Genomic DNA, 25,861 nt, shown 5'->3' with positions numbered 1-25,861 from the left:
GAAATTCCGGCACCTCGTCAACACTTTTGACGAGGTGTTTTTTATGCGTAAAAAAAGAATGGTAGCCTGGATTTCCATCTGTCTGGCAGGCTTTGGCCTGCTAATATTCCGGCTGGCTCAGCTGCAGCTGATCGATACAGAATCATTTTCAAAACATAGGATCAATTTAATCGAAGCAAGCGTCAAGCAAAGGTCACAGGAAATGGTCGTAGATAATGGCAGAGGAAATTTCCTCGACCGTCGGGGTGAACCATTAACCTATGAGACCTCGTCAGTGTTGGTTCTGTTTCCATTTTTAAAGAAAATGGACTGGGAGGCTGATAAGGTCGCACGAGCCATTGGTGTTTCTGAATACGCATTAAAAACTGCAGTTGAAGATTCCAAGGAACCATTTGCTTTTGGAGATCCAGATCCTGTAATCCTGACCAGAAGCCAAATGGAGGTCATCAATGGACTGGAAATCCCTGGTGTATTTGCTGTTGAGCGAAAATACCCTATGGAAAAAGTGCCAGCCACGCAGCTTGTGGGAATCATAGGCGAAAATGAAGATGCCCTGAGATCGAGGTATGGTGAGAAGGAGTTCCTGCCTAGGACCATGATTGGCCTATCAGGTCTGGAAAAAAGCTTCGATGAATTCCTCGTAGCGGAAGGGAAGTCAAAGCTTGTTTACCATGTGGATGGAGAAGGGGCTCCATTATTCGGAATCAATGTGAAATATATCGAACCAGCCAACCCGTTCTATCCAATCAATCTGCAGACATCGATTGATAAGGATTTGCAAATGATCCTTGAGGAAAAAGTGGATCAGCATAAAATCAAAAAAGGCGGAGTCATCCTGCTGGATATTGAAACAAACAGCATTTTGGCAATGGTTTCGAGGCCAGTCTTAAACCCATCCAAACCCTATACGGATGAAGGGGTTGAAAATATGATGGTCAAGCAGCATATTCCAGGGTCGGTGTTTAAAACGGTGGTCGCTGCGGCTGCGATTGATAAGGGGCTGGATGACCCGGCCAGGAAGTTTGATTGCAGCAAGACCATCAATGGTGAAAAAGATACGAAATATCAACACGGGATGCTCAATTTTCCTGAAAGCTTCGCAGTCAGCTGCAATCGAACATTTGGAGAAGTGGCCCAGGAATTACAGAAAGACGATCCACATATTTTGGAAAGGTATGCTGAAATGCTTTCAATGACAGGCGGTACAGGCTGGACTGGAAATATTTTTCATATAGAGGGTTTCAGACAGCTTCAGGATGAGGAAACAGGAAGGGTTTTCCTGTCGGATGAAGCGAGGAAGGATAGGAATTTTGCCGCATTGTCAGGAATTGGCCAGCATGAAGTCAGGGTGTCTCCGCTTGCAGTCGCCAACATGATGGCGACAATCGCCAGGGGTGGTGAAAAAGATATGGTCAGGGCTGTCTTGTCGATCCAGTATCAAAATGGGACGAAAATGACCGAATTTCCCAAAGATAAACTTCCAGGGGAGCATATTTCCCCTTATACGGCCATGAAACTCCAAAAGCTTTTACGGGAAGTCGTTGTGAATGAAGAGGGTACTGGCAGGTGGTTCCGGGACTTGCCATATGATGTTGCGGGAAAATCCGGAACTGCTGAAACAGGCAGATACGAAAGCAAAAAGCAATTGCACAATAAGTGGTTCGCCGGATATTTTCCTTTTGAAAAGCCAAAGTATGCACTTGTGACTGTCAATTTAGGGGTCTTCGAGGATGAGGGCGGTGTTAACCCTCTTTTTGCAGATATAGTAAAGGAGGTCTATAATTTCAACCATGGAACACCCGCTGAAGGTCCTGAAAATGAGTGATACCAGATTAGACGAATATAAAATCCTTCAAGTTTGCCCCGAGTCATGGTAGAATGTTGACAACCTTGAAAGGGAGGGAAAGATTTTGAAGAATGATTATGACAGCCTAAATGAGGGGATGCGCTCTCAGAAAAGGGCGAAGCGCAGAAAAACGAACCTTATTTTAAATAGCTTGATTGTTATTGTGATTTTGTTAATTGGCATTGTTTCATTTAATATCTTTTTCAGCAATGATGAAAGCGCAGCTGACCAAAACGATGTAGCGACAGAAAAGAGTCAGTCCTCAGATTCTCCAGAGAAAAAAGAGGATAGCAAAGGCGTTGGCTCAAAAGATGATAAAGACTCCGAAAAAAATGCTGAGGAGAAATCCGATTCGGAAGAAGCAGATGAAGAGTCTGCCGAGGAACAGGCAGAACCGATCGTGACAGAGGGCGGCAGTGATGCCAACGTGAAACAAACGATTGAAAATCCTGAATGGAAGCCGGTTGGCACTACCCAAACCGGCGAACATAATACTGTATTCGACCAAAATGCAGCAGATTGGCAGGAAATGATTCTTGCCTATTCTTATGCAACCGGGATTGATAAAAATAACATGACGGTATGGTGGAATGAAAATGGCGGTGCGCCTAATACAGCAGTCGGAACGATCTCTGAAAAAGGCAGCGACCAGACATTCAGGGTGTGGATTCAATGGGTGGACGGCGAAGGTTGGAAACCGGTCAAGGTAGAAGAATTGATCCAAAATGATAAACGCTAACAATGATTCGTTATACGTCTAAAAAAGAATAGCGAAAGAGTTAATCATTAGCACTCTAATACACAATTTGGCAATGGAAGTTGTCACTTGTATTAGACTGCTATTTTTTTGTGCATTTTCCTTCAAAAAGATATATAGTTAACGTAAAGGGAGGGAATTTATGGAAGATAAAAAGGTGTCCATCAGACATTTTTACCTTGACTGGATAAAGGTCTTGGCAATGATGATTGTGTTTCTTTATCATTGTTCAATGTTTTTTAATTCATTTGACTGGCACATTAAGAACAACATAATAAATCATACATATGTTGAGTTTTTTTCACTCTTAGTAGGAAATTGGATCATGCCAATCTTTTTTGTGCTTTCAGGAATGTCTACTTATTACGCATTAAAAAGAAGGGATTCTACAAGTTTTATAAAAGAAAGACTTTTACGATTGGGCATCCCCTTACTTTTAGGAATCTTTCTATTATCACCTCCTCAAGTGTATATTGAGAGAATCACGAATCTTCAATTTAATGGGTCATTCATGCAGTTCTATCCCCATTACTTTGATGGACTCTATTTGGAGATAGGGGGAAATGGAAATTTCGCTTTTTTTGGACATCATCTTTGGTACCTTTTAATGCTGCTGCTTTTTTCCGGCATCACGCTGCCGTTTTTTCTGAAAATAAGGCAGGACGCAGGGCGAAAGGAATTTAGTATCTTTCATTATTTGCTCATACCCATTCCTTTATCAATCGCTGCCTTGACTGTTAACAGCATTGTGAATTTAGGAAGTTGGGGAATTATCTTTTATTTATTGCTCTATATTTCCGGATTTTATTTTTTTGCTAGAGAATCATTAAGGCAGTTCGTGCGTAAAACAGGCCTTTTTGCGGGTGGGTTTAGCATCCTTTTTACAGCGATCTATCTAAATTGGGTTATCTTCTATGGGTTCCCGCTGAAAACAGGAGTGAGTTGGGCGATTTTTATGATTGTTCGTGTCTTATTGGTATGGAACACGCTATTCTTTATGCTTTTCCTGGGAGATAAATATTTGGACTTCACTAATCGAACATTAAAATATGCTAGTGAAGCCTCGATGCCTTTTTATATTCTTCATCAACCGATTATAATCGTAATAGGATACTTCATATATAGCATAGATTGGCCCATTCCATTGAAGATAATAGTATTGGTATCCTTATCATTTGCCCTCATCATGTGCATTTACCATTTTATGATTCGGAGAGTAAACTATCTGCGGCTTTTGTTTGGATTAAAAGAAGTCAAAGAAGTAAATATAGGAGAAACCACAAAGACGATTAAATTATAAATGTAGTTGGCCTCAATAGAAAAAACTTGGGATATCCCAAGTTTTTTTGTGTGCTTATTAGTGTAAATGCATAGGAAGACTCTTAGTTGTTCCTTTCCTTTTTAGCCTTGAAATGGACCGCTGCAGAATAGAACAGCCTGCCTTTATCATCAAGATGCATTTGATGGGACACATGATGGACGGATAGCATGATTGCTTTATTGATCTCGATTTGTTTGTTGATTTTTTGCTCAAGGGTTTTTAAATCGACCGCTTCGAAAAATTCAACTTTGTCTTCAATTAGTTCAAATTGGAAATCCATAGATTTTGCTCCTTTTGCGTACAAGAATTCTATACACAATAAAATAGCAAATTCTCTATAAAAATGATACGTTTTTTGATAAATTAAAACGATAGGCATATTTCGGGGGTTAACACCGAATTCTAGTAGTGCGTATGCGTAAAAGTATTTATACATAGTAGTAAATTTTTGGGAGGACGCAGTTATGAGCAGAATTGGTATTATTGGTGCAATGGATGAAGAAATAAAGCATATTCTTGATGCAATGAAGGATTATGATGAGAAAAAGAAAGCGGGCATTACTTTTTATGTCGGCACATTTAACGGATATGACGTTGTACTTTGTAAGTCAGGAGTAGGAAAAGTGAACGCGAGTGTATGTACACAAATCCTGATTGATGAATTCGCCGCTTCTAAAATTGTTTTTACAGGAGTAGCGGGAGCGGTGAATCCGGAATTAAGAATTGGCGATATCGTCATTTCAACAGATTGTGTGCAGCATGATATGGATGTCCGCGCACTAGGCTTCAAACTAGGGGAAATCCCTTATACGGAAGTCTCTGTCTTTAAAGCGGATAAGCAATTAATTGATTTGGCGTTAGCAGCAAGCAAAGAAATCGTTGAAGACAAGAAAATCGTCAGCGGCAGGATTTTATCAGGTGACCAATTCATCGCAGACCGGAAAAAAGTGAGATTCCTTCATGAGGAGCTTAATGGCTATTGCACAGAAATGGAAGGGGCAGCCGTCGGACAGGTATGCAGCATGAACAACATCCCATTCGTGATCATCCGTTCGATGTCCGACCAGGCAGATGGTTCAGCAGACGTGAACTTCCTGGAATTCACAAAGCTTGCCTCAAAGAATTCTTTTGAAATCGTCAATGAAATGGTGAAAAACTGGAAGCTTTAATGTCCGGATACATCAGGGGAAAAGGTTTTAATAGCGTGGAGCTTAATTCCACGCTATTTTTATGTTATCAGGTATGGAATAAGTTTGGACCTGGCAGTTTCCAAAATTTACATACCGTTAATATGTTTAAAACATGTTAAAGTAGGGATGTGGTTAAGTCTAATAAATGCAGGTGATTAAAATGAAGGCTAAACAACTCTATGAAAAAATGGTTGATTACAAACAGTTTGGAACGATCCTCCTTGCTGTGGGAGTTTTCTTTTATCTTGGGACGATTCTTCCGTCAGAAACGAAAGTGATGACAGATATATATATTGCTATTGGTGCTTCAATGGGCTTCCTTGCTAGTTCGATCCTATTCTTTGCTGCTGCGAAAAAATACCGCAACCAGCTGATTGAATCAGAGGAAGGCCAGGAATTATTGATGAAGAAATAAGGATGGCTTGCTGAACTGCATTCCGGTTATTGGATTGATCCGATAACAGGAATGCAGTTTTTTTTGTTGAAATATGGCGAATGTTTTTTTTGGAAAAAAAGGCCAAAAAAGGTTTACAAAGTATTGAACAGTGGATATACTTACCAATGTGAGTTAATAATTCAGAAGGAGGTCGAGTGAAATGATCATGAATGGATACTGGGAAAACGCACAAACTTCATATCGTAATACGCATTCGACCGGATCGGACTGGATTATTTAAGTTGCTTTATTGACTAATACATCCAAAGCCGCAGGGAGAATCGTGCCCTGTGGCCTTTTTGTGCCCATTTAAGCTGCAGGGGAGGAATCCTTGCGGCTTTTTGGGGTGGAATCAAAAGGAGGTGAACCCGATTATGACCTTAAATATCTTGTTTTTCACAATTACAATTAAAAAACGCCAAATGACTTTAGAAGAAATTCGCCATAATGAAATGGTTGAAAAAATGGTTGAAGAAAACAAAACTCGTCAATCAATGCTGCGCCAGTTTTAATTCATTTGAAAAATTAACGAAGAAAGGTGGAAAGAAAATGATTTATTTAATTCAAAGAAGACTGGCTAGCTTATGGGTGGAGAAGGACACCACCTAACGACGGAGTTGGGAGGTAATTTGATGTCATTGCATATATTGTTGTTAACGCTTGTTTTCAGGAAAAAGAAATTCCATCGTTAACAAAATGTTCACAACCCCGCCCTTTTAACACCGTACTTATATGATAAATTTGGTGTAACAATGGGTCTGTTAAAGGGGTGATGGGCATGTTCTTAATCGTCATGGGATTGGTGATCTGCGGCGCTGTCGGTTTGGTAGTGGCTGCAGAAGTGAGCGTGGAGTAGAAAGTCTAAGGGCATCAGCCATAAGTGGTTGATGCCTTTGTTGTTATAAAGGGGTGCATGCGTATTGCGTTTTTTTGCACCCACACCCTTATACCATTGAAGACTATTCCGGAGAGAAAAAAGCGGGAATATTGATGAACCGGAAAGCTGTTTTTACAATTTACGAAGTAGCATTCCATAAAAAAACCCGGAGCAACTGTCCGGGTTTTTCCTCATTGTCCTTTATTTTTCTTCTTTTCCTTTTCCGCACGGTAAAATTCATGGAACATTTTCATCAATGCCCGTTTTTCGATCCTTGATACATAACTTCTTGAGATCCCGAGTTCTTTGGCAATTTCCCGCTGTGTTTTCTCCTTTTTCAAATCAAGTCCAAAACGGCCAACAATGACCTCTTTTTCACGGTCATCGAGAACATCGATATATTCTTTCACTTTTTCAAGCTCCATATTGAGCTGGATCGTGTCAATTACATCCTCCGATTCAGACTTCAGGACGTCGATGAGCGAGATTTCGTTTCCTTCTTTGTCCTGGCCAATCGGGTCATGCAGCGAAACATCCTTTTTTGTTTTCTTCAATGCCCTCAAATGCATAAGAATCTCATTTTCTATACATCTTGCAGCATAGGTGGCAAGCTTGGTGCCCTTTCCTTCCGAATAACTTTCAATGGCCTTGATCAGGCCGATTGTTCCGATTGAAATCAAATCCTCAGAATCCTCGCCAGTGTTTTCGAATTTCTTCACGATATGTGCGACAAGTCTCAGGTTGTGTTCAATCAGCATGTTCCTTGCGTGTGGGTCGCCATTCGCCATCAACCTTAAGTACTTTCGCTCATCAGCAGCAGATAACGGTTGAGGAAATGCATTGTTTTTAACATACGAAACAAGAAGGATGACTTCTTTTACTAGATACCCGAGTGCTGTCAGTATGCCAGACATGTTTCCACCCCCGCTTTTTTAGGCTTTCGCCTATAATAAATTCCTATGTCTCATTAAGAGGGATTGTGTCTGTCCCAATAAAAATTTTCTGTTGGAAATTAATACCATAAATTTGTTTTTGAAAAGGAATAGATATCCCTATGAACATTTTGTTTTGTCACTTTTTAGACCAATAACGTTCACATAAAAGAAACAGACATAGATATGGGGGTATGGGTATAATTCAAGTGTAAGGTAAATTAATCGAAAAAATTTATTAGGAGGCAATAAATTATGGAACAGCAAACACCATCTTTAGCGGTTATTTTATTATCTGAAGATCTAGAAAAATTGCATGCTGGAGCACTTGTTGGGTCGGTCGCATCTATGTCAGGAATGACAGTTAACGTGTTCGTGACAATGAATGCCCTTAAATCTTTCCGTAAAGACAGCTTCGAAAACACAGACTTTATTACAGGTACAATCGGTAAGGAAATGCTTGCAAAGAAAATCCCATTATTCGATTCATTATTGCAGGAAGGCAAAGAGATGGGTGAGTTGAATATTTACGGATGCGCATTGGCAATGGACATCATGGATTGGAAAGAAGAAGATATGCTGGATGTATTCGATGGAGTCATCGGGGTAACGAAATTCCTGGGAATGACCCAGGGAGCAACAGTCATTACAATGTAACTGCAGAAGCAGGAAAAGTGATTCGGCGTGCAGGCCTTTCACACTTTCCCTTCAAGCAAAAATAAAAATCTGTTCTTATTTTAACATAAAAATGAACTTACAGGAGGCATAAATCATGAGTGAAGTACAAGTAACAAAATCAATCGATGCAAGAGGAGCATATTGCCCTGGACCATTAATGGAATTGGTAAAAGGCATTAAAACAGCACAGGTCGGAGATGTGGTAGAAGTCCTTTCCACTGATAAAGGTTCAGCAGTCGATATCCCTGAATGGGTCAATAAAATGGGCCACGAAATTGCCTACCTCGAAAATGAAGGCGATGAATTCAAGATTGCGGTTAAAAAAGTAAAATAATTGATCGCTGTTTGACACAGGCTCTTTACGGTAACTCTAGTGTTTCAAGCCGTAAAAAAGTCCGAAAAAAACAACAGCCTTGATCAAGGAATCCAGTAAAGAGGTGGACGAAATGACAAAAAAAATCGTGGTTCTTGGAGCAGGCAGCGCGGGTACAATGGTTGCAAACAGGCTAGCCCGTCAGCTTGGCGAAGAAATTAAAAAACGGGAAGTCGAAGTCACTTTGATTTCCAATACAGAAAAGCATATTTACCAGCCGGGATACCTATTCATTGCTTTTAATGAAAAACCGTCCGAGCATTTTATCAGAAAGCAGGATGCCCTTGTACACAGACATGTGAACCTTGTTTATGATGATGTTGAGAAAATCGATGTAGAGAAGAAGACGGTCAAAGGCAAAAAGCAGTATCAATATGACTACCTAGTCATTGCAACAGGATCACATCCTGACTTTGACAGTGTTCCAGGTTTACGGGAAGGTGCGCATAACTTCTATACACTCGAAGGAGCAGAACGCCTGCGTGATGACCTTGCAGCGATGGAAAAAGGTAAAATCCTGATCACTATCGATGTGCCGCACAAATGTCCGGCTGCTCCGCTTGAACTGGCATTGATGCTGGATGACTATTACCGCAAAAATGGCAGACGCAAGGATATTGAAATCAAATACGCCTATCCCATCGGCCGGATCCATTCATTGGTTCCTGTTGCAGAATGGGGACTGCCGCAGTTTGAAAAACGGGATATCAAGTATGAAACATTCTTCAATCTGGAAGAAGTTGATCCAAAGCGCAAAGTCGCGATTACAATGGACGGCTCTGAACATGAGTATGACATGCTCATTACGATTCCGGCGCATACAGGTGCCAAAGCTGTGATTGAATCCGGCATTGGCGATGAATCAGGCTTCATTCCGACAAACCGGACAACATTGAAAATGATTGGCCAGGATGATGTCTATGTAATTGGTGATGCAACAAACCTGCCAATCAGCAAAGCTGGATCAACTGCACACTATCAATCTGAATCCCTGGTTGCCAATATCATCAGCAGATTATCGGGGCGTCCGGAAACAGCTGTCTATAACGGCAAGGTGGCCTGCTTCCTTGAAAACAGCCTTGAAGATGCCAGCATGATTACGTTTGACTACAATAACCCACCGCAGCCAGCAGAGACTTCTGACCTGCTGCACTGGTTCAAAGCAGTATACAATGAGCTTTACTGGTTAAATGCCAAAGGGATTTTATAGAAGGGGTGGTTGAGATGGTTACAGAAACACCTCAAATACAGAAAACGGAACAACATAAGCTCGTCAGCTTCACTGATGCAGCCATGAATGCAGTAACCGGGGAAATGGTCTCGACCATTGCCGAAACAGGTGTCAAGATGGTCGAGATGGCTGATGACCTGCTTCAGCCTGAAACGCTCTCTCTATTAAAGGCCCTGCCTGAAGTAGCCGAGAACCTCGAGCGGACTTTGATGGAAGTAAAACGCATGGAAGAAACAGGAGTCCTGAAATCACTGATGCAGCTTGCGGATATGGCTGCTGCCATGAAAGGAGCGATGACAGGACCAATGGTGACCGATATGGTGGAGAAGGCAATCAAAGGTGTAGAACTTGCGGATTCCTTCATCCAGCTGGGTGCCATCGACCTTGTTGACGGTATGCTGTCTGCGTTCCATCATGCTCAAGAGGAAACAAAAGATAAAGAGCCTCTGACCTCCCTGCAGCTGATGAGAGCTGTCACACAGAAAGAAACAAGGGAAGGCATGACTCTGATGATTTCCTTCCTGCAAAACCTGCCAAAGCAATTAAATAAATAGAAAAAGAGAAGGGGCATCCCTTCTCTTTTTCTATTTATAAAGGATGTCATTTTTCATTTCTGTCAGTTTTGTGAGAACTCCATCGATATCTTGTTCCGAGACATTAAATTCCCTTAGGCTTTCTGCAAGGTGATTGGCGATCGCGCCAAAATGTTCATCATTAAGGTTCATGCCTTTATGCGCAAGCTCCATGCTTCTTCCGGAATACTGGTTTGGTCCTCCTAATGCCCAGCTGATGAATAAGGACTGGTGGCGCCGCTGTTTTTCCATGTCTGTTTCCTCGAAGAACTGGTTGACCGTTTCATCAGCAAGCACCTTTTCGTAAAAAACATCAACAACTTTCGTAATCGCATCCTGTCCGCCAAGGCGGTCATATAAAGTTTCCATTCAAGTATTCCTCCCTTTTGAGAATGACTTGCTTATTATCTCTTTTTATCCATAAGAATATGAATGAAACTTTTTTTCCTAATCAATCCACTTATATCCTACTCCCCAGACGGTAGCCAGGTATTCATCTGCGGCAAATCCGGCTTTCCGAAGCTTGTCCCTCAGATTCCTTACATGTGAATCAATCGTACGGTCTTCCGTTGCGACACCATATCCCCATATTGTAGAAATCAGATGTTCTCTTGTGAATACCTTGTTTTTGTTTTGCAAGAAAAGGCTTAATAAGGAGAATTCCTTTGGGGTCAGCGGGATCAGGATACCGTCATGCTGAACTTCATACGATTCCATATTTAGATTCAGTCCTTTGAATGTAAGCATTTGGCTTTTGGATGAATGTCTTCTTAGCAATGCCTCAATTCTTGCAAGAAGTTCTTCTTCATCAAAAGGCTTGGTGATATAGTCATCAGCTCCGATCTTTAAACCTTTGACGATATCCGGTTTCTCGCTCCTCGCGCTCAGCATGATAATCGGAATATCCCAGTGTTTCCGTATTTCTCCGCATGCCTCCCAGCCGTCCATCTCGGGCATCATGAGATCGAGTATGACAAGGTCTGCTCCATGATTCTCGAGGAAATCAATAGCCTCGCTGGCGGAGGTCATCTTGATGCATTTATGGCCTGCAGGCTCCAGGTAAAGAGCAAGTAAGTCAAGCATCCTCATTTCATTATCTATTAGCAATATTGTCGGCATTTTAATAATTACCCCTTGAAAAGTATGATTATCTTCATCTTACACTAAATAAGTGAAGAAATTGTGCACGCCACTCGTGCTTCGCTGATAAATTTGCAAATTTAACGGGAAGCTGCACCGGAGCCCAAACCAAAATGGACAGAAACCCATAACCTGATAATAGGATAAAGAAAAGGAGGTTGAAAGTATGCCTTACGGTTATTATCCGCCATACGGAGTTCCTTATGGAGGTTATCCCGGCTTTTACGGCGGGGGTGGTGCGTGGTTTGCACTATTCATCATTTTGCTTGTAATCGTCCTTATTTTCGGAGGATGGTGGTATTTCACTTGTTAAGAAGGTAAAGGGTTTATCCTGATGGGATAAACCTTTTAATATGCCTTTTCTTGAATAGGGATGGACTGGGTTTATGAAAAAATAGAAATTTTAGAAAAGTAACATTATAATAAATTAATAGACCTAAAGGGGGAAATGAAATGGCAAATACATATTCTGATGTTTGGGACCTCGAGGTGTTTTTTAAAGGGGGAAGCAGTTCTCCGGAATTCGCAGACCATTTAAAGGCCGCAGGGGAGCAAATCGAAAAGTTTAAAAAGGAAGTAGAGGGATGGGAGCCAGTAAATCAGTCAACCGAGAGTGCGATGCTGGCAAATCTCGTAGGGCTGTTCGATGGAGCAGCGAAGAAGGTAAGGCAGGCTGGTGCATTTGTGAGCTGTTTGCATGCTCAGAACACGGATGATAAGAAGGCTGGGCAATTGAAGGCGACCGTTACCGAACTCAGTGCTTCATTGCAAACTGCACTGACTATTTTCGATCAGAAGCTATCCAGCTTTTCAAATGAAGTTTGGGATGAACTGTTGCAGGACGGACTATTGAAGGAGCTCCGTTTTGTGCTTACTGAGCGGCGGGAACGTGCAGCTGAAAAACTTTCCGAAAAAGAGGAGTCGGCCATAAATGCATTAAGTGTGGATGGCTATCACGGCTGGGGGCAGATGTATGACCTTCTTGTGGGAAATACGAAAGTCCAGTATAAGGAGGAAAGTCTTTCTGTCGGCCAGGCTGCCAATAAGCTGTCAGACGCAGACCGTTCTGTCCGTAAAGAGGTTTTCGCGGCATGGGAAAAAGCCTGGGGAGAGAAAGAGGATTTTTACGCAAAGACACTCAATCATCTCGCGGGCTTCCGTCTGAATGTATATAAGCTGCGGGGCTGGGAGGATGTCTTGAAGGAGCCGCTTGATATCAACAGGATGAAAAAAGAAACACTTGATGCTATGTGGGAGGTTATTTCGGACAACAAGGAGCCGTTTGTCCGGTTTTTGAACCGAAAAGCAGGGCTCCTGGGACTTGAAAAGCTGAGCTGGTTTGATTTGGATGCGCCAATTGGCAGTGCTGAATCGAAAATGTCCTATCAGCAAGGAGCTGATTTTATTGTCGATAACTTTGCTCAATTTGGCAAAGAAATGGCGGATTTTGCAAAAATGGCATTTGAGGATAATTGGATAGAGGCTGAAGATCGTCCTGGCAAGGCTCCTGGCGGCTTTCATACCTTCTTTCCTGAGAGCAGCCAATCCAGGATCTTCATGACCTACTCTGGTACGCCATCCAATGTCTCAACCTTGGCACATGAACTTGGACACGGTTTCCATACTTATGCAATGAGGGACCTGCATCTGTTGAATCGGAATTATGCGATGAATGTGGCAGAAACAGCTTCTACATTTGCTGAAATGATTGTTTCAGATGCTTCCGTGAAAAACGCGCAGACTAAGGAAGAGAAGCTTGGTTTATTGGAGGATAAAGTCCAGCGTTCAGTCGCACTCTTGATGAATATTCATGCCAGATTCCTGTTTGAAACTAAGTTCTACGAAGAGCGCAAACAGGGAGTGGTCAATCCGGAAAGATTAGGGGAATTGATGAAAAATGCGCAACAAGAAGCATATGGAGGGGCACTCGAGGAGTATCACCCGCTGTTCTGGGCGTCCAAGCTGCATTTCTTTATAACTGGAGTACCATTCTATAACTTCCCGTACACATTCGGTTACTTATTCTCCCTTGGAATTTATGCAATGGCCCTGGAAGAAGGCAAGGGATATGAAGAAAAGTATATTGCTCTTTTGAAGGATTCAGCATCGATGACAGTAGAGGAACTGGCACAGAAACACCTGAACGTCGATCTCACGAAAAAGGATTTCTGGGAAAAAGCCGTACGCATGTGCGTGGATGATGTAGAGGAATTCATGGCTTTGACGGAATAGGCTTTAGTATCACTTTAGGTGCCGCAGAGTCAGCATTTAGTAATATGGCGTAAGCAGGTTTTGCCCGAAACAGACAAACGAAAACCCAGCCCTTTTGAGGCTGGGTTTTATACTTTTCTTAGCTTGAAAGGACTGATCATCAGCAGACTGAGGATCAGCATAATGAATAAGAATGACTGCGGAGGAATATGGGGGATGGTCAGAAAACTCAGCGTTGCCAGCACTCCTGCTGCGGTGATCGGCAATCCTGTGAAGTAGCCGTTATTCTCGGTAATATTGAATCTAGCCAGTCGGAATGCGCCGCAGCCTATATAAAAAACAATGAAAAACGCACCGGGAGCCCCAAACTCGGACAAAATTCCCTGATAGATTAATAGTGCAGGAGCCACACCGAATGATATAATATCACTCATGGAATCTAATTGCTTTCCAAGTTCAGATTCAATATTAAGCTTTCTGGCAACCATTCCGTCAAACCGGTCTGCCAGGGCAGCGATGAAAATCAATAAAAGGCTTAAGTTTAAATTGCCTTCCATGCCAACGATGATTGCGAATCCACCTAACGAAAGATTAGCCAGTGTCAGCACGTTTGCAGTCTGAGATTTTACTTTTTTGACAGTTGAGTCTAGTACATCGTGAAGAAACATATAATTCACTCCTCTTACTGGAAGACAGTTTCTGCATTGTTCTGCTTTCCGAAAGTATTCGGACACAATTTCAAATTTGCATCGAACCTTTTGAGCAGATTCATTCATAATCGTTTCAAAAAGATAGAGCCTTATTGAAAAGGGAACTAGCACATTGGGTTATTATATAATAATATATAATTCTAAGCTGATTATGCTCTTTCGTAAAGATTTCTTTTTGGTATTTCCCGGAATTTTTAATCAATTACATTCATCAAAAAAACAAAACTAATACTTAATAATTTAATCGGAGGTATGTTCATTGCTCCAGTCTATTTATCGCCTGCTTATAGAATTGACAAATGGGAAATGGACTTCGGCCATTTTGCATAAATTCGCAAAATCTAAAAACAGCAAAGTCATTATCCCTTCGTTTGCCAAAACTTATAACATCAATCAGGACGAAATGGAAAAATCGATAGAAGAGTATGAGAGCCTGCATCAATTTTTCATCAGGAACCTGAAAGAAGGATCAAGAATAGTAGATGAAGAGCCTTTGTCTGTTGTCAGTCCTGTAGACTCAGTGATTGAAGATATAGGTGAAATTGAGGCTGACAAAACGATTAACGTAAAGGGGAAAGTGTATTCGATTTCCGAGATGCTTGGTAATGATGAAGCAATGGCAAGGTATGAACAAGGCACGTATATGATTTTTTACTTGAGCCCAAGCCATTACCACCAAATTCACAGCCCTGTTGCAGGCAATGTAGTAAATCAGTGGACATTGGGAAGGAAGTCGTATCCTGTTAACAAGATGGGGTTGAAATACGGAAATTATCCATTGTCCAAGAACTTCCGTAAAATAACTGAAATCAGGCATGATTCAGGCATGATGGCAGTTATAAAGGTTGGCGCCATGTTCGTCAACTCGATTGAAACCACCCACGCCGGAACGAGCCTCGAAAAAGGCGAGCAAATGGCGTATTTTACCTTCGGCTCGACTGTTGTGCTTCTATTTGAAAAGGGGACAGTGAATCTACTGCCGAACATCACAGCGCCATATCCTATTAAATATGGCGAGAGAATCGGTACCAGGAATGGACAAGGATGACCAGCGAGGCACAGGTTTAATCTGTGTCTTTCGTTTTTGTTTTGTATTTATGCCACACAAAGCAAAAAAAAGAGCCCTTTTGGGGCTGTCAGGAAGAGACTTTGATTCGGTTAGATAATGACCGCCGGTGGATTTCCGTTTCAATCAAACGAATAAACTCATAGCTAAGGTTCAGTTCTCTTGCCTTGAAATAGGATTCGATCAACAGCTCGTCCGATAGCTTGCGCATTTCAGTCATTCACCCCCAAAAGGATCTTCTAAATCAGATTTTAACTGCATATAATTGTAAGTTGTTTCGTTTCTACCCTTACTCTAGCAGATTGAAACTTGCAGAACAACCGTTCTGATTATCCACAATTAGCAGTGGATAACCTGTGATTAAATTGTTTATAAATGGGAAATTTGTAAGAGAATCAATGTGTATATTGTGCATAAGGTTATCCACAGGATTGGAAATCGCTGGATTTTGTCGAAAAGTTTTTTGTAATACTTCGAAAATTTAACGCTTATAGCAGAAAATCGGTTGTTTTTGTCAATTTTAATCAGTAGACAGCTGTTAATTCGGGGAGATCTGTATGTTTGTTTTGAATACGAGGATAAAATTGGGTATGATGTTAACGGTATGATAGGAATTTAATTAATGAGGTGTTATAAAATTGCTAAAGCATTTTTTGCCTGACCAGCATGTGAAAAATATATTTGAAATCGAGCCGGATAGCCTGAAGGAAAAAGGCGTCAAGGGAATCATAACGGATTTGGACAATACCCTCGTAGAATGGGATCGGCCGACTGCGACCCCGAAGCTGATCGAGTGGTTTGATAATATGAGAAGAAATGAAATACTCATAACGATTGTTTCAAATAATAATGAGAAAAGAGTCAAGGCATTCTCTGATCCGCTTCAAATCCCTTTTATATTTCAAGCGAGGAAGCCAATGACCAAGGCGTTCAATAAAGCTTTGAAGCAGATGGGCTTGCGTAAAGAAGAAACAGTCGTGATTGGCGACCAGCTGCTGACAGATGTCCTTGGCGGCAATAGAAGCGGATTCCACACGATTCTCGTTGTACCGGTTGCCCAGACAGATGGGTTTGTGACCCGATTCAACAGGAAAGTGGAAAGAAGGATTTTAAATTGGTTCAAGAAGAAAGGAAAGCTGAATTGGGAGGACTAGATTTGAGTGAACAATTAATCTGTACAGGCTGTGGTGTGAAAATCCAAACTGAAAATCCTGAAGAACTGGGGTATGCCCCTGCTTCTTCCTTGGAAAAAGAGGCTATCGTCTGCCAGAGATGTTTCCGCCTTAAAAACTATAACGAAATCCAGGATGTAAGTCTCACCGATGATGACTTCTTGAAAATATTGAATGAACTAGGGAGCAGGGATGCCCTCATTGTAAAAATCGTCGATATTTTCGACTTTAACGGCAGCTGGCTTCCCGGGATCCAGAGATTCGCTGGAAAGAATCCGGTATTATTGATTGGCAACAAGGCTGATCTTGTGCCTAAATCGGTCAAGCAGCGCAAGCTGATTGACTGGATGAAGAAAGAATCCCGGGAACTTGGGCTCAATCCGATCGATGTCTTTCTTGTAAGTGCGGCAAAAGGGTATAACATCAGAGAAGCTGCGGCGGCAATAGATGAATACCGGAATGGCAAGGATGTTTATATTGTTGGCTGCACAAATGTAGGGAAATCTACTTTTATTAATCGAATCATTAAGGAAGTGACAGGCGAAGGAGACATCATCACCACTTCACATTTTCCGGGAACAACCCTTGATATGATCGAAATCCCGCTAGAGGACGGCAAAGCGATCGTCGATACTCCGGGAATCATCAACCATCACCAGATGGCTCATTATGTGGATAAGCGTGATTTGAAGTACATTACGCCTAAAAAAGAGATCAAGCCAAAGGTGTACCAGCTGAACGAACAGCAGACATTATTTTTCGGCGGCCTGGCACGGTTCGATTATCTGGCAGGAGGCAGAAGGTCTTTTTCCTGCTATGTACCGAATGAAATCAATATCCATCGTACAAAGCTGGAAAATGCGGATGAGCTGTATAAGAACCATGCGGGTGAATTGCTGACCCCGCCTCGGCCTGAGCAAATGGATGAATTCCCTGAACTTGTCCGACATGATTTCACGATTAAGGAAGCCAAAACAGATGTCGTTTTTTCAGGGCTTGGCTGGGTGACAGTCAATGATGCGGGCGCAAAAATTGCAGCATATGTTCCGAAAGGGGTTCATGTGATGCTGAGAAGGTCTCTGATTTAAACTCTTCGAGATCCAAAAACTATGAGGAAAGGCGGGAAAAGCATGAAAAAATTGTTCGGCGTCATCGGTGATCCAATTGGCCATTCCATGTCTCCTGCCATGCATAATGATCTCTTTGATTTTTATGGAATCGATGCAGTCTATCTTCCCTTTCATGTCACCAAGGAAAATCTTGAGGCAGCAGTAAAAGGGTTCAAAGCATTGGGTGTTAGTGGCTTCAATGTGACAATCCCGCATAAAACTGATATCATGGCCTATCTCGATCAAATCGATCCTTTGGCAGAAGCGATCGGAGCCGTCAATACGGTCAAAAATGAACATGGCATTTTAACAGGCTACAATACAGATGGACCCGGCTTCGTCAAAGGACTTGAATCAATGGATGCTGATCCTGGTTCAAGGTCAGCTTTGATTATTGGAGCAGGTGGTGCTTCAAGAGCGATTTACTTCTCAATGGCCCAGGCAGGAATTCAGCGGATTGACCTGTATAACCGGACAGCCGGGAAGGCTGAGGAATTAGTCAGCTCCTGTCCCTTCAAGGTCCGTTCAAAGGTCCTTGACAGAAAAACAGCTGAAAAGTCACTGCATGAATATCAGTTGATCATCCAGACCACTTCCATTGGAATGTCACCTGACCTAGAAGGTTTGCCGCTTTCACCTGAGAATATTTCCAGGGATGCAATCGTCAGTGATATCATATATAATCCTCTGCAAACAAAATTTTTGGAGGAAGCGTCTAAAAAAGGAGCCGAAATCCAGAATGGCGTCGGGATGTTCGTTTTGCAGGGGGCACTTGCTTTCGAAAAATGGACCGGGATTTTTCCGGACACCGAGAGAATGAGAGCCAATGTTTTAAGAAATTTAGGAGGTTAACACATGTTAACAGGTAAGCAAAAACGTTTTTTAAGGTCAAAAGCCCATCATCTGACTCCGATTTTTCAAGTCGGCAAAGGCGGGGTAAATGAAAATATGATCAAGCAAATCGCGGATGTGCTTGAAGCAAGAGAGTTAATCAAGGTAAGCATCCTCCAGAACTGTGATGAGGACAGGGATACTGTTGGAGAGCAGCTTTCACGCGGAGCAAAAGCGGAGCTTGTCCAGGTCATCGGGAATACAATTGTATTGTATAAAGAATCACGCGAGAATAAGCAAATCGTTCTTCCAAGATAAACAACTGGGAGGTGCCTGTTTGATGAAGGTTGGCATATTGGGCGGAACCTTCAATCCGCCGCACACCGGACATTTGGTCATTGCGAATGAAGTACTGCATGCTTATGGGCTGGATGAAGTTTGGTTCATGCCCAATCAGGTTCCGCCGCATAAAACAGTCAACATGCTTATCAGCAATTCAGACAGGCTTGAGATGCTCGAGCTTGCTATTGCCGACAACCAGAAATTCCGGGTGGAAAAAGCAGAACTCGAGAGAAGTGGTCCTTCTTACACGTATGAAACGATGAAAATATTAAAAGCTAAGAATAAAGAAATTGATTTTTATTTCATTATTGGCGGCGACATGGTTGAGTACTTGCCAAAATGGCATAAAATAGATGAGCTGCTGGAGATGGTGAAGTTCGTGGGGGTCAGCAGGCCGTCGTACACGACGGAAACGGAATATGATATTCTGTATGCAGAAACGCCACAGATGGACATCTCTTCTAGCATGATCAGAGAGAGAATAAGGGACGGTATAAGCATTCGCTATCTGCTGCCCGAATCTGTCAGGCTTTATATAGAGGAGAATGGTTTATATGGATCGTGAACAAGCACTTGAGATTGTGAAGCCGCAGCTGACTGAGCATCGATATGTGCATACTATTGGAGTGATGGAGACTGCCATCAGGCTGGCAGAAAAATACGGCGCAGACCGGAAAAAAGCAGAAATGGCCGCCATTTTCCATGATTATGCCAAATTCAGGCCAAAAGAGGAAATGAGGCAGATTATCGTTGACCAAAAAATGCCGGCCATCCTGCTGGAGTTCAACAGTGAGCTTTGGCATGCCCCTGTAGGAGCCTTTCTCGCCGAAAAAGAAGCAGGCATAAAAGACGGGGAAATCCTTGATGCCATCCGATTCCATACTTCAGGCAGGGTAGGCATGACCCTCCTTGATAAAATCATTTATCTGGCTGATTATATTGAGCCGGGCCGCCATTTCCCCGGGGTCGATGAGGTAAGGGATTTGGCAGAGAAAGATTTGGACATTGCGCTGACCCAGTCAATGAAAAATACCATCCTATTTTTGATAAAAAAAAACCAGCAGGTTTTTCCAGATACATTTAACGCATATAACAGCATTGTAAAAAACTCAGGAGGGTGATTGAATGAACGATCGACAACTATTGATGACAGCTGTAAAAGCAGCAGACGATAAAAGGGCAGAAGATATTATGGTATTGAATATGAAAGGCATCTCGCTGATTGCCGACTATTTCATTATCTGCCATGGTAATTCGGACAAACAAGTGCAGGCAATTGCACGTGAAATCAGGGAAAAAGCAGAAGAACAGGGATATGGTCTGAAAAGGATGGAAGGCTTCGATGAAGCGAGATGGGTCCTGATTGATATTGGCGATGTGGTTGTCCATGTCTTCCATAAAGAAGAAAGAAGCTACTATAATTTGGAACGTCTCTGGGGAGACGCACCAATCGAAAATGTTCAAAGTGAGCTGAATTAAGTGTCCTACGAAAGATTCGCTTATTTGTATGATGAGCTCATGCAGGACGTTCCCTATGATGTATGGGTCAAAATCGTCGAAGCGTACAAAGAGAGATATCAAGTGAATGGAATGAAGCTTCTCGACCTCGCATGCGGCACCGGGGAGCTTTCTGTCAGATTTGCGCAAAAAGGCTATGATGTTACTGGCGCGGACCTGTCTGGCGATATGCTTTCGGTAGCCCAGATGAAGGCCCAGGCACAATCTATGCCTATCCAATTCTTCCAGCAGGACATGACAGAACTAGAGGAATTAGGTGAGTTTGATATCATCGGCATCTTTTGCGATTCCCTGAATTATTTGAAGGATGAACAGGCAGTAAAGAAGACCTTTGAAGGCGTATACCGTCTTTTGAAAAAGGGCGGCTTGTTCATTTTTGATGTCCATTCCGTTTATAAGATGCGCGATATTTTTGCGGATGCTACATTCACATGGGATGACGAAGAGATCACCTATATCTGGAACAGCTTCAAGGGAGACGACCCGCATAGCGTTGAACATGAACTGACTTTTTTTGTACTCGATGAAAGAACCGGAAAATATGATCGTGTTGATGAAGTGCATTACCAGCGTACATATCCGGATGCAATATATGTAGAATTGCTGAAGCAGGCAGGCTTTGAGAATATTGAAATCACCGGTGATTATTCACTCAAGGCTCCTGACTCAACAACTGAGCGATTATTTTTTGCTATGATCAAGTCATAATAGGATTTATATTCATTAGAAAAGCTCCCGATTCACACGGGAGCTTTTTTGTACCATTTCTGTCACAATTTTAAGGAAGGATTTTCGGGTTAAATGGAGAAAACTTTTAAGGACCGAATTGTTCCTTAATGCTTTCTAATTCTGTTGCGTATTTTTTATGTGTTGCCTGGAACAGCTTTTCAAACATATCTCCTGTTTCACGATCCAGTACCTTGATTCCTTCTCCAGTTATACCGCCTTTCACGCAAACCTTTTCCTGCAAAGTCTGTAATGTATAATGATTTTGACTCAAAAGTTCCCCTAAACCAATTAACATTTCGCTTGCTAGTTTGGTGGCGGTTTCCTGATCAATCTCCGTTTCTTTGACAGCACCATTGATAAAGCTCTGGACAAGGTGACTGAAGAAAGCTGGACCGCAGCTGACAATATCTGATGCTACTCTTGTAATGTTCTCCTCTATTACCAGCGGGACAGATACCTTTTTAAAAAGAGTTAACATAGCTTCCCGCCATTCCGTTGTGCATCGGGTGCCAAACGAGAAAAGCGATACCCCGGCAAGTGCTCTGCTTGTAATGCTTGGAATGATCCTCATGACTGAACAATCCACTTTGCTTTCAATTTGTTCCACACTGATTGGGCTAGTAATGGAGATTACACATTTATTCTTCGTAAGCACAGGATTGATGGTTTCAAGGACTCCCAATACATTATGAGGCTTCACGCATACGAAAATGGCATCGGCTTTTTCAGCTACTTCTATCGCATTCTTTCCAATGGCTAAGCCTGGATATATTTTTTGAATCTCTAAAGCTTTTGATAAGGTCCTATTCGTAATCATCATTGAAGAAGGGGAAACGGCATTCCCATCAATGAGAGCTTCGGCGAGAATTCTCCCCATATTCCCTGTGCCTATTATCCCTATTTTCATAACCCTTCCCTCCTTCGTACATTTATTCTCCTATATCCATATGATTTTAATTTTTATTTTATGCCAATGAAGAAAGGTGTTGATGCTGCTTGGAATGGATCAAGGAAAACAAAATCTTTGTAATTGCAGGAATTGCGGCTTTGTTATTTTTTCTTTATTCATCATTCGATAAAGGGGATGAACTCACCGAGGAAAATGCCGTGGCATTGGTTACAGAACTGGAACCTGAGAAAGAGGCGGATGTCGAGGAAAAAGAAATCATCATGATGGCGGAGATAAAAGGAGCTGTTGTTCATCCCGGTGTATATGAGGTAAAAGAGGGAGGGAGGGTGATCGACCTGATTGAGGTGGCTGGAGGTCTTGAAAATGAGGCTGACGCGGCCGCGATTAATTTTGCCATGTATGTCCAGGATGAAATGTCAATTTATGTGCCGCGCATCGGAGAAGAAGTTCCTTCATCTTTGCCGGTACAGAATGAGGGTGAGGCGGCAAATGGAAAGCTGGATTTAAATACTGCCCAATCAGCCGACCTCCAGACCTTGCCGGGAATCGGTCCGGCCAAGGCTGAAGCAATCATTGAGTACCGCGAAACGAACGGGCCGTTTAAAGCAATCGAGGATTTAAAAGAAATCAGCGGGATTGGGGAAAAAACTTTTGAAAAGTTAAAGGACTTGATTTCGGTTAAATAGCTGCCGTTGAAATTGAACTCTTTCAGCCAAAGACTTAAAATGGAGGATATAAAAAGGTTATCATAAATTATATTGAGCGTTTTTAAGGGGGATTACAGCATGGAACGAAAGAGTTGGGATGATTATTTTTTGGATATTGCCGAAGAAGTGGGCACGCGTTCTACCTGCCCAAGGCTGCATGTCGGGTGTGTCATTGTCAAGGACAAGCATATCGTTTCGACCGGTTACAATGGATCAATCCACGGTCATGACCATTGTGAGGATGTTGGCTGCCTGATTAATGAGCAGGGTCGCTGCATCAGGACTTTGCATGCGGAGGAAAATGCGGTCCTCCATGCGGATAGAGGACTATTAAAAGGAGCAACGGCGTTCGTCACCCATGAGCCATGCGAAAAGTGCTCCAAGACCCTTGCACAATCAGGAATTGCCCGTATTGTTTATAAATCTGCGTATCCTAACAAATACAATGATCTCTTTTTAAGGGATGTAGAGGTTGTACATTTGCCATAATAAATCTAAAGGATTAATGACATGAAGTTTATACGGATTGCACCCATCAGGGGACAGTTGCTTTACTTTGCCGCTGTCTCACTGCTGGGCTTGCTGACAATTAAACAGAATCCACTTCTGTACGGGGCGTTGTTTTTGCTCACCCTCTTCTTTCTAAAAGAATTTAAGAAACTCCATGCATCACTCCTGGTGCTTATGAGTGCCTGTTATGCTGTATTTATGGCTGCCGGGTACTTTGATGATTTTGAAACAGTGTATATGGGCAGCGAAAAGAACTTCCTTGTTTTATTTGATGATGAAATCAAGGTGGATGGTGATTTGCTTTATGCCTATAGCAGATCACTGCCGGCCGATGAAAAACTTATCATCAAATACAGAATCAAAACCATTGCTGAAAAAGAAATCATCCAGAATCTCCTCAATCCGGGAACAGCCTGTTCAGCCTCCGGAATCCTCTCAAGCCCGCCGCCTGCCACAAATCCAAATGCTTTTGACTACAAAAAATTCCTTGAACGAGACAAAATATCCTGGATTCTTGAAGCCGACCAGCTATCTTTGGCTACCTGCCATAAAAAGTCGCAAAGTATCTTGACAATGCTTAAAGGCTTCAGGCAAAAAGAAGTGCTGAGAATCAATCAGATTTTCCCTGACGAGACCTCAGCGCTTGCGGCAGCACTGATTTTTGGCGAAAGAGATTTCTTTAATCCCGAAACAGAACGATCCTACCAGAAAATAGGCATTGTTCATTTATTGGCGATTTCAGGACTGCATGTAGGCCTGCTTACTGGAATGCTCTACTTCATTAGTATCCGGCTTGGGGTGACGAAGGAAAAAACGGAGATGCTGCTGATGGCCTTCCTGCCGTTGTATACGGTCATGACTGGACTCGCACCACCGGTCATCCGGGCTTCCGCTATGCTTCTTCTATTGATTGGTTCAAAGCGCTATTCGGTCCGGATGAATCCGCTAGATGCCATTTCAGCTGCATTTATGATCATGGCGTTATTACAGCCAGGCATCATTTATGACACAGGTTTTCAGCTCTCTTATAGTGTCAGTTTCTCATTGATCCTTTCGGCGCCGGTTATCATGAAAACCTTCACTTCACTTGCCGGGCAAACTGCTGCAGCTTCTTTTATCGCCCAAACCTCCAGTCTCCCGATCATCATTTCGTCCTTCCATGAAGTCTCTGTCATATCCATGCTCGCCAATCTTCTTTTTGTCCCTCTTTTCTCATTTGGATTGCTTCCAATTTTGCTGTTAACCTATATTTCCATCTTTTGGGCTTCACCGCCTTCGTTTTATTTAATCCTTCTGGAAACGCTGATACACAATGTTAACCTTTTTGCAGCGAGCCTTGCTGAGCTTCGGATATCGACCCTCGTGATTGGTAAGCTGGAGCCGATCCTCCTGATTTTGCATATCCTTTTGATTCCGATTTTCTTTTATATGTGGGAAGGATTTTTAATAAGGAAGGCCAAACCGCCATTATGGATTTTTGCGCTTCCTCTCATTCCTCTTTTCATGCAGATTTTATGGCCCTATATGAGCCCATATGGAAAAATCGTATTTCTGGATGTTGGCCAGGGCGACAGCATTTTCATCAGGCTTCCGCATAACCAGGGGAATTATCTTATTGATACTGGCGGTGTCATCCCTTTTGCAAAGGAAGATTGGCAGCAGGGAAGGAGCCAGTATGATCCAGGCAAAAAAATCGTCGTCCCATTTTTGAAAAGCGAAGGAATCAGAAGCCTGGATAAATTGATTTTGACACACGGGGATGCCGACCATATTGGAGGGGCCAGGGCGCTGTTCGAAGAGCTGAAGGTCAAACAGCTGATTCTCCCGCGTGTCCCTGATCGATCGGACTTGGAATACAGGATAATTGATGTTGCACACAAGGAGGGAACAGAAATCCAAGAAGCTGAAATGGGCACAACGTGGAGTTCCGGTGGAGGGGAATTCCTGATTATCAATCCAATTCGATCTCCAGCAGACCGTAATGACGGGTCAATTGTATTGCTCGCTGATCTTGGCGGGAAAAAGTGGCTTTTCACTGGAGATCTTGGTTTGGAAGGGGAAAGGCTAATGGAGCAGACCATTAAGGGACTTGATATCGATGTGTTAAAGGTTGGCCATCACGGCAGCAAATATTCCAGTTCGGAAAGCTTTCTGGAATGGACAAAGCCGGAATACGCGATCATTTCTGTCGGGAAAAAGAACAGGTATGGCCATCCAGGGAAGGAAGTGCTTGAAAGGTTGAAGGAAGCTGGGGCGGTTATTTACAGGACAGATGAAGGTGGTGCCATCACTTACAAGTTCAAAGGCAATTCAGGAACCTTTGGCATGCAATTGCCATAGTATAGAACAAAGAGCAAATACGTCTCTCCCCTTATAATCACATGAAAACGAAAAGAGACTGCATCTAAAAATGCAGTCTCCACAACTTTATCCTATGTAGCCGTGATTAACTCCCGATTAACTGCACGACTGTCGCAATAATGAACATTGTTGCAAAGAATCCAAAAGAAACGATGAATCCAACACCTGAGTCAACAGCGTCATTGCGATTGCTTTGGACATTCTCTTCGAATTGATTCACAGTCAATCCCCCCTATTAATTCTATAATAGTATAAGCGATTCAATTTAAAAAATCCAGTCTTCTCTTTACAGCTTATTTACCCAATGTACCAAGAGTTGACACAAATACTTT

Annotated in this window: 32 protein-coding genes; 24 read left to right on the top strand and 8 right to left on the bottom strand. The window is 42.4% G+C overall.

Going from position 1 to position 25,861, the window contains the following annotated elements:
• The first annotated feature begins 43 nt into the window (after nucleotides 1-43).
• From M3593_RS05010 to M3593_RS05000, 3 genes are all read left to right on the top strand, one after another.
• Nucleotides 44-1,825 (top strand): peptidoglycan D,D-transpeptidase FtsI family protein, encoded by a 1,782-nt coding sequence (locus tag M3593_RS05010; RefSeq protein ID WP_251540963.1) that lies wholly within the window; start codon nucleotides 44-46, stop codon nucleotides 1,823-1,825.
• 85 nt (nucleotides 1,826-1,910) lie between these two features.
• Entirely contained in the window at nucleotides 1,911-2,585 is a 675-nt protein-coding gene (locus tag M3593_RS05005) for a YrrS family protein (protein ID WP_251540962.1), read from the top strand.
• Nucleotides 2,586-2,745: 160 nt separating this feature from the next.
• Nucleotides 2,746-3,903 (top strand): acyltransferase family protein, encoded by a 1,158-nt coding sequence (locus M3593_RS05000; protein WP_251540961.1) that lies wholly within the window; start codon nucleotides 2,746-2,748, stop codon nucleotides 3,901-3,903.
• Between the two features lie 82 nt (nucleotides 3,904-3,985).
• On the opposite strand, the gene M3593_RS04995 is transcribed toward M3593_RS05000, so the two are convergent.
• Entirely contained in the window at nucleotides 3,986-4,204 is a 219-nt protein-coding gene (locus M3593_RS04995) for a YrzA family protein (protein WP_251540960.1), read from the bottom strand.
• 184 nt (nucleotides 4,205-4,388) lie between these two features.
• On the opposite strand from M3593_RS04995, the gene M3593_RS04990 reads away from it, so the two are divergent.
• From M3593_RS04990 to M3593_RS04980, 3 genes are all read left to right on the top strand, one after another.
• Complete coding sequence (locus tag M3593_RS04990) at nucleotides 4,389-5,093, top strand: 5'-methylthioadenosine/adenosylhomocysteine nucleosidase (RefSeq protein WP_251540959.1); 705 nt, start codon at nucleotides 4,389-4,391, stop codon at nucleotides 5,091-5,093.
• A 181-nt stretch (nucleotides 5,094-5,274) separates the two neighbouring features.
• Nucleotides 5,275-5,529, top strand: a complete 255-nt coding sequence (locus M3593_RS04985) for a YrhC family protein (RefSeq protein WP_251540958.1) — start codon at nucleotides 5,275-5,277, stop codon at nucleotides 5,527-5,529.
• A 395-nt stretch (nucleotides 5,530-5,924) separates the two neighbouring features.
• Nucleotides 5,925-6,062 (top strand): YrzI family small protein, encoded by a 138-nt coding sequence (locus M3593_RS04980; RefSeq protein ID WP_144476120.1) that lies wholly within the window; start codon nucleotides 5,925-5,927, stop codon nucleotides 6,060-6,062.
• Between the two features lie 556 nt (nucleotides 6,063-6,618).
• On the opposite strand, the gene sigK is transcribed toward M3593_RS04980, so the two are convergent.
• On the bottom strand, nucleotides 6,619-7,341 hold the full coding sequence (gene sigK / locus M3593_RS04975; RefSeq protein WP_144476121.1) for an RNA polymerase sporulation sigma factor SigK: 723 nt from the start codon (nucleotides 7,339-7,341) through the stop codon (nucleotides 6,619-6,621).
• A 273-nt stretch (nucleotides 7,342-7,614) separates the two neighbouring features.
• Between sigK and M3593_RS04970 the strand changes: the two genes are divergently transcribed.
• From M3593_RS04970 to M3593_RS04955, 4 genes are all read left to right on the top strand, one after another.
• Nucleotides 7,615-8,016 (top strand): DsrE/DsrF/DrsH-like family protein, encoded by a 402-nt coding sequence (locus M3593_RS04970; RefSeq protein ID WP_144476122.1) that lies wholly within the window; start codon nucleotides 7,615-7,617, stop codon nucleotides 8,014-8,016.
• A gap of 115 nt (nucleotides 8,017-8,131) precedes the next feature.
• Nucleotides 8,132-8,371, top strand: coding sequence for a sulfurtransferase TusA family protein (locus M3593_RS04965; RefSeq protein WP_023627220.1), 240 nt, complete (start codon nucleotides 8,132-8,134; stop codon nucleotides 8,369-8,371).
• Between the two features lie 112 nt (nucleotides 8,372-8,483).
• Nucleotides 8,484-9,620 (top strand): NAD(P)/FAD-dependent oxidoreductase, encoded by a 1,137-nt coding sequence (locus M3593_RS04960; protein WP_251540957.1) that lies wholly within the window; start codon nucleotides 8,484-8,486, stop codon nucleotides 9,618-9,620.
• 14 nt (nucleotides 9,621-9,634) lie between these two features.
• Nucleotides 9,635-10,195, top strand: a complete 561-nt coding sequence (locus tag M3593_RS04955; RefSeq protein WP_144476124.1) for a helical membrane plugin domain-containing protein — start codon at nucleotides 9,635-9,637, stop codon at nucleotides 10,193-10,195.
• Nucleotides 10,196-10,225: 30 nt separating this feature from the next.
• Here M3593_RS04955 and M3593_RS04950 read toward each other — a convergent pair whose 3' ends face one another.
• Together M3593_RS04950 and M3593_RS04945 are read right to left on the bottom strand one after the other, a co-directional pair.
• Nucleotides 10,226-10,582 (bottom strand): group I truncated hemoglobin, encoded by a 357-nt coding sequence (locus tag M3593_RS04950; RefSeq protein WP_251540956.1) that lies wholly within the window; start codon nucleotides 10,580-10,582, stop codon nucleotides 10,226-10,228.
• A 78-nt stretch (nucleotides 10,583-10,660) separates the two neighbouring features.
• Complete coding sequence (locus M3593_RS04945; protein ID WP_144476126.1) at nucleotides 10,661-11,332, bottom strand: response regulator transcription factor; 672 nt, start codon at nucleotides 11,330-11,332, stop codon at nucleotides 10,661-10,663.
• A gap of 187 nt (nucleotides 11,333-11,519) precedes the next feature.
• On the opposite strand from M3593_RS04945, the gene M3593_RS04940 reads away from it, so the two are divergent.
• Complete coding sequence (locus M3593_RS04940; protein ID WP_186326744.1) at nucleotides 11,520-11,666, top strand: hypothetical protein; 147 nt, start codon at nucleotides 11,520-11,522, stop codon at nucleotides 11,664-11,666.
• A 140-nt stretch (nucleotides 11,667-11,806) separates the two neighbouring features.
• Nucleotides 11,807-13,585 (top strand): M3 family oligoendopeptidase, encoded by a 1,779-nt coding sequence (locus tag M3593_RS04935; RefSeq protein ID WP_144476127.1) that lies wholly within the window; start codon nucleotides 11,807-11,809, stop codon nucleotides 13,583-13,585.
• A gap of 107 nt (nucleotides 13,586-13,692) precedes the next feature.
• On the opposite strand, the gene pssA is transcribed toward M3593_RS04935, so the two are convergent.
• Nucleotides 13,693-14,232, bottom strand: coding sequence for a CDP-diacylglycerol--serine O-phosphatidyltransferase (gene pssA / locus M3593_RS04930; protein WP_144476128.1), 540 nt, complete (start codon nucleotides 14,230-14,232; stop codon nucleotides 13,693-13,695).
• Nucleotides 14,233-14,533: 301 nt separating this feature from the next.
• On the opposite strand from pssA, the gene M3593_RS04925 reads away from it, so the two are divergent.
• Entirely contained in the window at nucleotides 14,534-15,322 is a 789-nt protein-coding gene (locus tag M3593_RS04925; RefSeq protein ID WP_251540954.1) for a phosphatidylserine decarboxylase, read from the top strand.
• Nucleotides 15,323-15,410: 88 nt separating this feature from the next.
• On the opposite strand, the gene M3593_RS04920 is transcribed toward M3593_RS04925, so the two are convergent.
• Entirely contained in the window at nucleotides 15,411-15,551 is a 141-nt protein-coding gene (locus M3593_RS04920) for a sporulation histidine kinase inhibitor Sda (protein ID WP_079510333.1), read from the bottom strand.
• Nucleotides 15,552-15,978: 427 nt separating this feature from the next.
• Here M3593_RS04920 and M3593_RS04915 point away from each other — a divergent pair, with 427 nt between their 5' ends.
• Genes M3593_RS04915 through M3593_RS04880 form a run of 8 tightly spaced genes read left to right on the top strand, consistent with a single transcriptional unit; the run spans nucleotide 15,979 to nucleotide 21,020 of the window.
• Nucleotides 15,979-16,494 (top strand): YqeG family HAD IIIA-type phosphatase, encoded by a 516-nt coding sequence (locus tag M3593_RS04915; protein ID WP_251540953.1) that lies wholly within the window; start codon nucleotides 15,979-15,981, stop codon nucleotides 16,492-16,494.
• Nucleotides 16,495-16,496: 2 nt separating this feature from the next.
• Nucleotides 16,497-17,600 (top strand): ribosome biogenesis GTPase YqeH, encoded by a 1,104-nt coding sequence (gene yqeH, locus M3593_RS04910; RefSeq protein ID WP_251540952.1) that lies wholly within the window; start codon nucleotides 16,497-16,499, stop codon nucleotides 17,598-17,600.
• Between the two features lie 42 nt (nucleotides 17,601-17,642).
• Nucleotides 17,643-18,473 (top strand): shikimate dehydrogenase, encoded by an 831-nt coding sequence (aroE, locus tag M3593_RS04905; RefSeq protein ID WP_144476132.1) that lies wholly within the window; start codon nucleotides 17,643-17,645, stop codon nucleotides 18,471-18,473.
• 3 nt (nucleotides 18,474-18,476) lie between these two features.
• Nucleotides 18,477-18,770: a ribosome assembly RNA-binding protein YhbY gene (gene yhbY / locus M3593_RS04900; RefSeq protein ID WP_144476133.1), complete on the top strand. Its 294-nt coding sequence runs from the start codon at nucleotides 18,477-18,479 to the stop codon at nucleotides 18,768-18,770.
• 19 nt (nucleotides 18,771-18,789) lie between these two features.
• Nucleotides 18,790-19,359: a nicotinate-nucleotide adenylyltransferase gene (locus tag M3593_RS04895; protein WP_251540951.1), complete on the top strand. Its 570-nt coding sequence runs from the start codon at nucleotides 18,790-18,792 to the stop codon at nucleotides 19,357-19,359.
• Nucleotides 19,349-19,915 (top strand): bis(5'-nucleosyl)-tetraphosphatase (symmetrical) YqeK, encoded by a 567-nt coding sequence (yqeK, locus tag M3593_RS04890; protein WP_251540950.1) that lies wholly within the window; start codon nucleotides 19,349-19,351, stop codon nucleotides 19,913-19,915. The genes M3593_RS04895 and yqeK overlap by 11 nt, the downstream gene beginning before the upstream one ends.
• A gap of 4 nt (nucleotides 19,916-19,919) precedes the next feature.
• On the top strand, nucleotides 19,920-20,273 hold the full coding sequence (rsfS, locus tag M3593_RS04885) for a ribosome silencing factor (RefSeq protein WP_144476136.1): 354 nt from the start codon (nucleotides 19,920-19,922) through the stop codon (nucleotides 20,271-20,273).
• Entirely contained in the window at nucleotides 20,274-21,020 is a 747-nt protein-coding gene (locus M3593_RS04880) for a class I SAM-dependent DNA methyltransferase (RefSeq protein ID WP_251540949.1), read from the top strand. It begins immediately after the preceding gene.
• Nucleotides 21,021-21,126: 106 nt separating this feature from the next.
• Here the strand turns inward: M3593_RS04880 and comER are convergent, their stop codons facing one another.
• Complete coding sequence (comER, locus tag M3593_RS04875; RefSeq protein WP_144476138.1) at nucleotides 21,127-21,948, bottom strand: late competence protein ComER; 822 nt, start codon at nucleotides 21,946-21,948, stop codon at nucleotides 21,127-21,129.
• An 89-nt stretch (nucleotides 21,949-22,037) separates the two neighbouring features.
• On the opposite strand from comER, the gene M3593_RS04870 reads away from it, so the two are divergent.
• The 3 genes from M3593_RS04870 to M3593_RS04860 all read left to right on the top strand — a co-directional run bounded on the left by M3593_RS04870 (nucleotide 22,038) and on the right by M3593_RS04860 (nucleotide 25,508).
• Nucleotides 22,038-22,637, top strand: a complete 600-nt coding sequence (locus M3593_RS04870) for a helix-hairpin-helix domain-containing protein (protein WP_251540948.1) — start codon at nucleotides 22,038-22,040, stop codon at nucleotides 22,635-22,637.
• Nucleotides 22,638-22,736: 99 nt separating this feature from the next.
• Nucleotides 22,737-23,147: a deoxycytidylate deaminase gene (locus M3593_RS04865; protein ID WP_251540947.1), complete on the top strand. Its 411-nt coding sequence runs from the start codon at nucleotides 22,737-22,739 to the stop codon at nucleotides 23,145-23,147.
• A gap of 21 nt (nucleotides 23,148-23,168) precedes the next feature.
• The gene (locus M3593_RS04860) at nucleotides 23,169-25,508 is read left to right on the top strand and encodes a DNA internalization-related competence protein ComEC/Rec2 (protein WP_251540945.1); all 2,340 of its coding nucleotides are present in this window, start codon (nucleotides 23,169-23,171) and stop codon (nucleotides 25,506-25,508) included.
• 106 nt (nucleotides 25,509-25,614) lie between these two features.
• Here the strand turns inward: M3593_RS04860 and M3593_RS04855 are convergent, their stop codons facing one another.
• Nucleotides 25,615-25,749 (bottom strand): YqzM family protein, encoded by a 135-nt coding sequence (locus M3593_RS04855; protein WP_023627242.1) that lies wholly within the window; start codon nucleotides 25,747-25,749, stop codon nucleotides 25,615-25,617.
• Nucleotides 25,750-25,861 lie beyond the last annotated feature (112 nt).

This window comes from Mesobacillus sp. MER 48, from assembly GCF_023714225.1.
Taxonomy (GTDB): Bacteria; Bacillota; Bacilli; order Bacillales; family Cytobacillaceae; genus Mesobacillus; species Mesobacillus oceanisediminis_A.
Note: the sequence above shows the minus strand (reverse complement) of the source record. Positions and strands in the feature narration are given on the sequence as shown.

Bases quoted from the DNA above. Each gene is read 5' to 3' on its own strand.
- M3593_RS04945 (WP_144476126.1), bottom strand. From the start codon at position 11,332: ATGCCGACAATATTGCTAATAGATAATGAAATGAGGATGCTTGACTTA.
- pssA (WP_144476128.1), bottom strand. From the start codon at position 14,232: ATGTTTCTTCACGATGTACTAGACTCAACTGTCAAAAAAGTAAAATCT.
- M3593_RS04980 (WP_144476120.1), top strand. From the start codon at position 5,925: ATGACCTTAAATATCTTGTTTTTCACAATTACAATTAAAAAACGCCAA.
- M3593_RS05010 (WP_251540963.1), top strand. From the start codon at position 44: ATGCGTAAAAAAAGAATGGTAGCCTGGATTTCCATCTGTCTGGCAGGC.
- M3593_RS04935 (WP_144476127.1), top strand. From the start codon at position 11,807: ATGGCAAATACATATTCTGATGTTTGGGACCTCGAGGTGTTTTTTAAA.
- M3593_RS04865 (WP_251540947.1), top strand. From the start codon at position 22,737: ATGGAACGAAAGAGTTGGGATGATTATTTTTTGGATATTGCCGAAGAA.
- M3593_RS04965 (WP_023627220.1), top strand. From the start codon at position 8,132: ATGAGTGAAGTACAAGTAACAAAATCAATCGATGCAAGAGGAGCATAT.
- M3593_RS04955 (WP_144476124.1), top strand. From the start codon at position 9,635: ATGGTTACAGAAACACCTCAAATACAGAAAACGGAACAACATAAGCTC.
- aroE (WP_144476132.1), top strand. From the start codon at position 17,643: ATGAAAAAATTGTTCGGCGTCATCGGTGATCCAATTGGCCATTCCATG.
- comER (WP_144476138.1), bottom strand. From the start codon at position 21,948: ATGAAAATAGGGATAATAGGCACAGGGAATATGGGGAGAATTCTCGCC.
- M3593_RS04970 (WP_144476122.1), top strand. From the start codon at position 7,615: ATGGAACAGCAAACACCATCTTTAGCGGTTATTTTATTATCTGAAGAT.
- M3593_RS04960 (WP_251540957.1), top strand. From the start codon at position 8,484: ATGACAAAAAAAATCGTGGTTCTTGGAGCAGGCAGCGCGGGTACAATG.
- M3593_RS05000 (WP_251540961.1), top strand. From the start codon at position 2,746: ATGGAAGATAAAAAGGTGTCCATCAGACATTTTTACCTTGACTGGATA.
- M3593_RS04990 (WP_251540959.1), top strand. From the start codon at position 4,389: ATGAGCAGAATTGGTATTATTGGTGCAATGGATGAAGAAATAAAGCAT.
- yqeK (WP_251540950.1), top strand. From the start codon at position 19,349: ATGGATCGTGAACAAGCACTTGAGATTGTGAAGCCGCAGCTGACTGAG.
- M3593_RS04995 (WP_251540960.1), bottom strand. From the start codon at position 4,204: ATGGATTTCCAATTTGAACTAATTGAAGACAAAGTTGAATTTTTCGAA.
- M3593_RS04940 (WP_186326744.1), top strand. From the start codon at position 11,520: ATGCCTTACGGTTATTATCCGCCATACGGAGTTCCTTATGGAGGTTAT.
- M3593_RS04860 (WP_251540945.1), top strand. From the start codon at position 23,169: ATGAAGTTTATACGGATTGCACCCATCAGGGGACAGTTGCTTTACTTT.
- sigK (WP_144476121.1), bottom strand. From the start codon at position 7,341: ATGTCTGGCATACTGACAGCACTCGGGTATCTAGTAAAAGAAGTCATC.
- rsfS (WP_144476136.1), top strand. From the start codon at position 19,920: ATGAACGATCGACAACTATTGATGACAGCTGTAAAAGCAGCAGACGAT.
- M3593_RS04985 (WP_251540958.1), top strand. From the start codon at position 5,275: ATGAAGGCTAAACAACTCTATGAAAAAATGGTTGATTACAAACAGTTT.
- M3593_RS04950 (WP_251540956.1), bottom strand. From the start codon at position 10,582: ATGGAAACTTTATATGACCGCCTTGGCGGACAGGATGCGATTACGAAA.
- yhbY (WP_144476133.1), top strand. From the start codon at position 18,477: ATGTTAACAGGTAAGCAAAAACGTTTTTTAAGGTCAAAAGCCCATCAT.
- M3593_RS04920 (WP_079510333.1), bottom strand. From the start codon at position 15,551: ATGCGCAAGCTATCGGACGAGCTGTTGATCGAATCCTATTTCAAGGCA.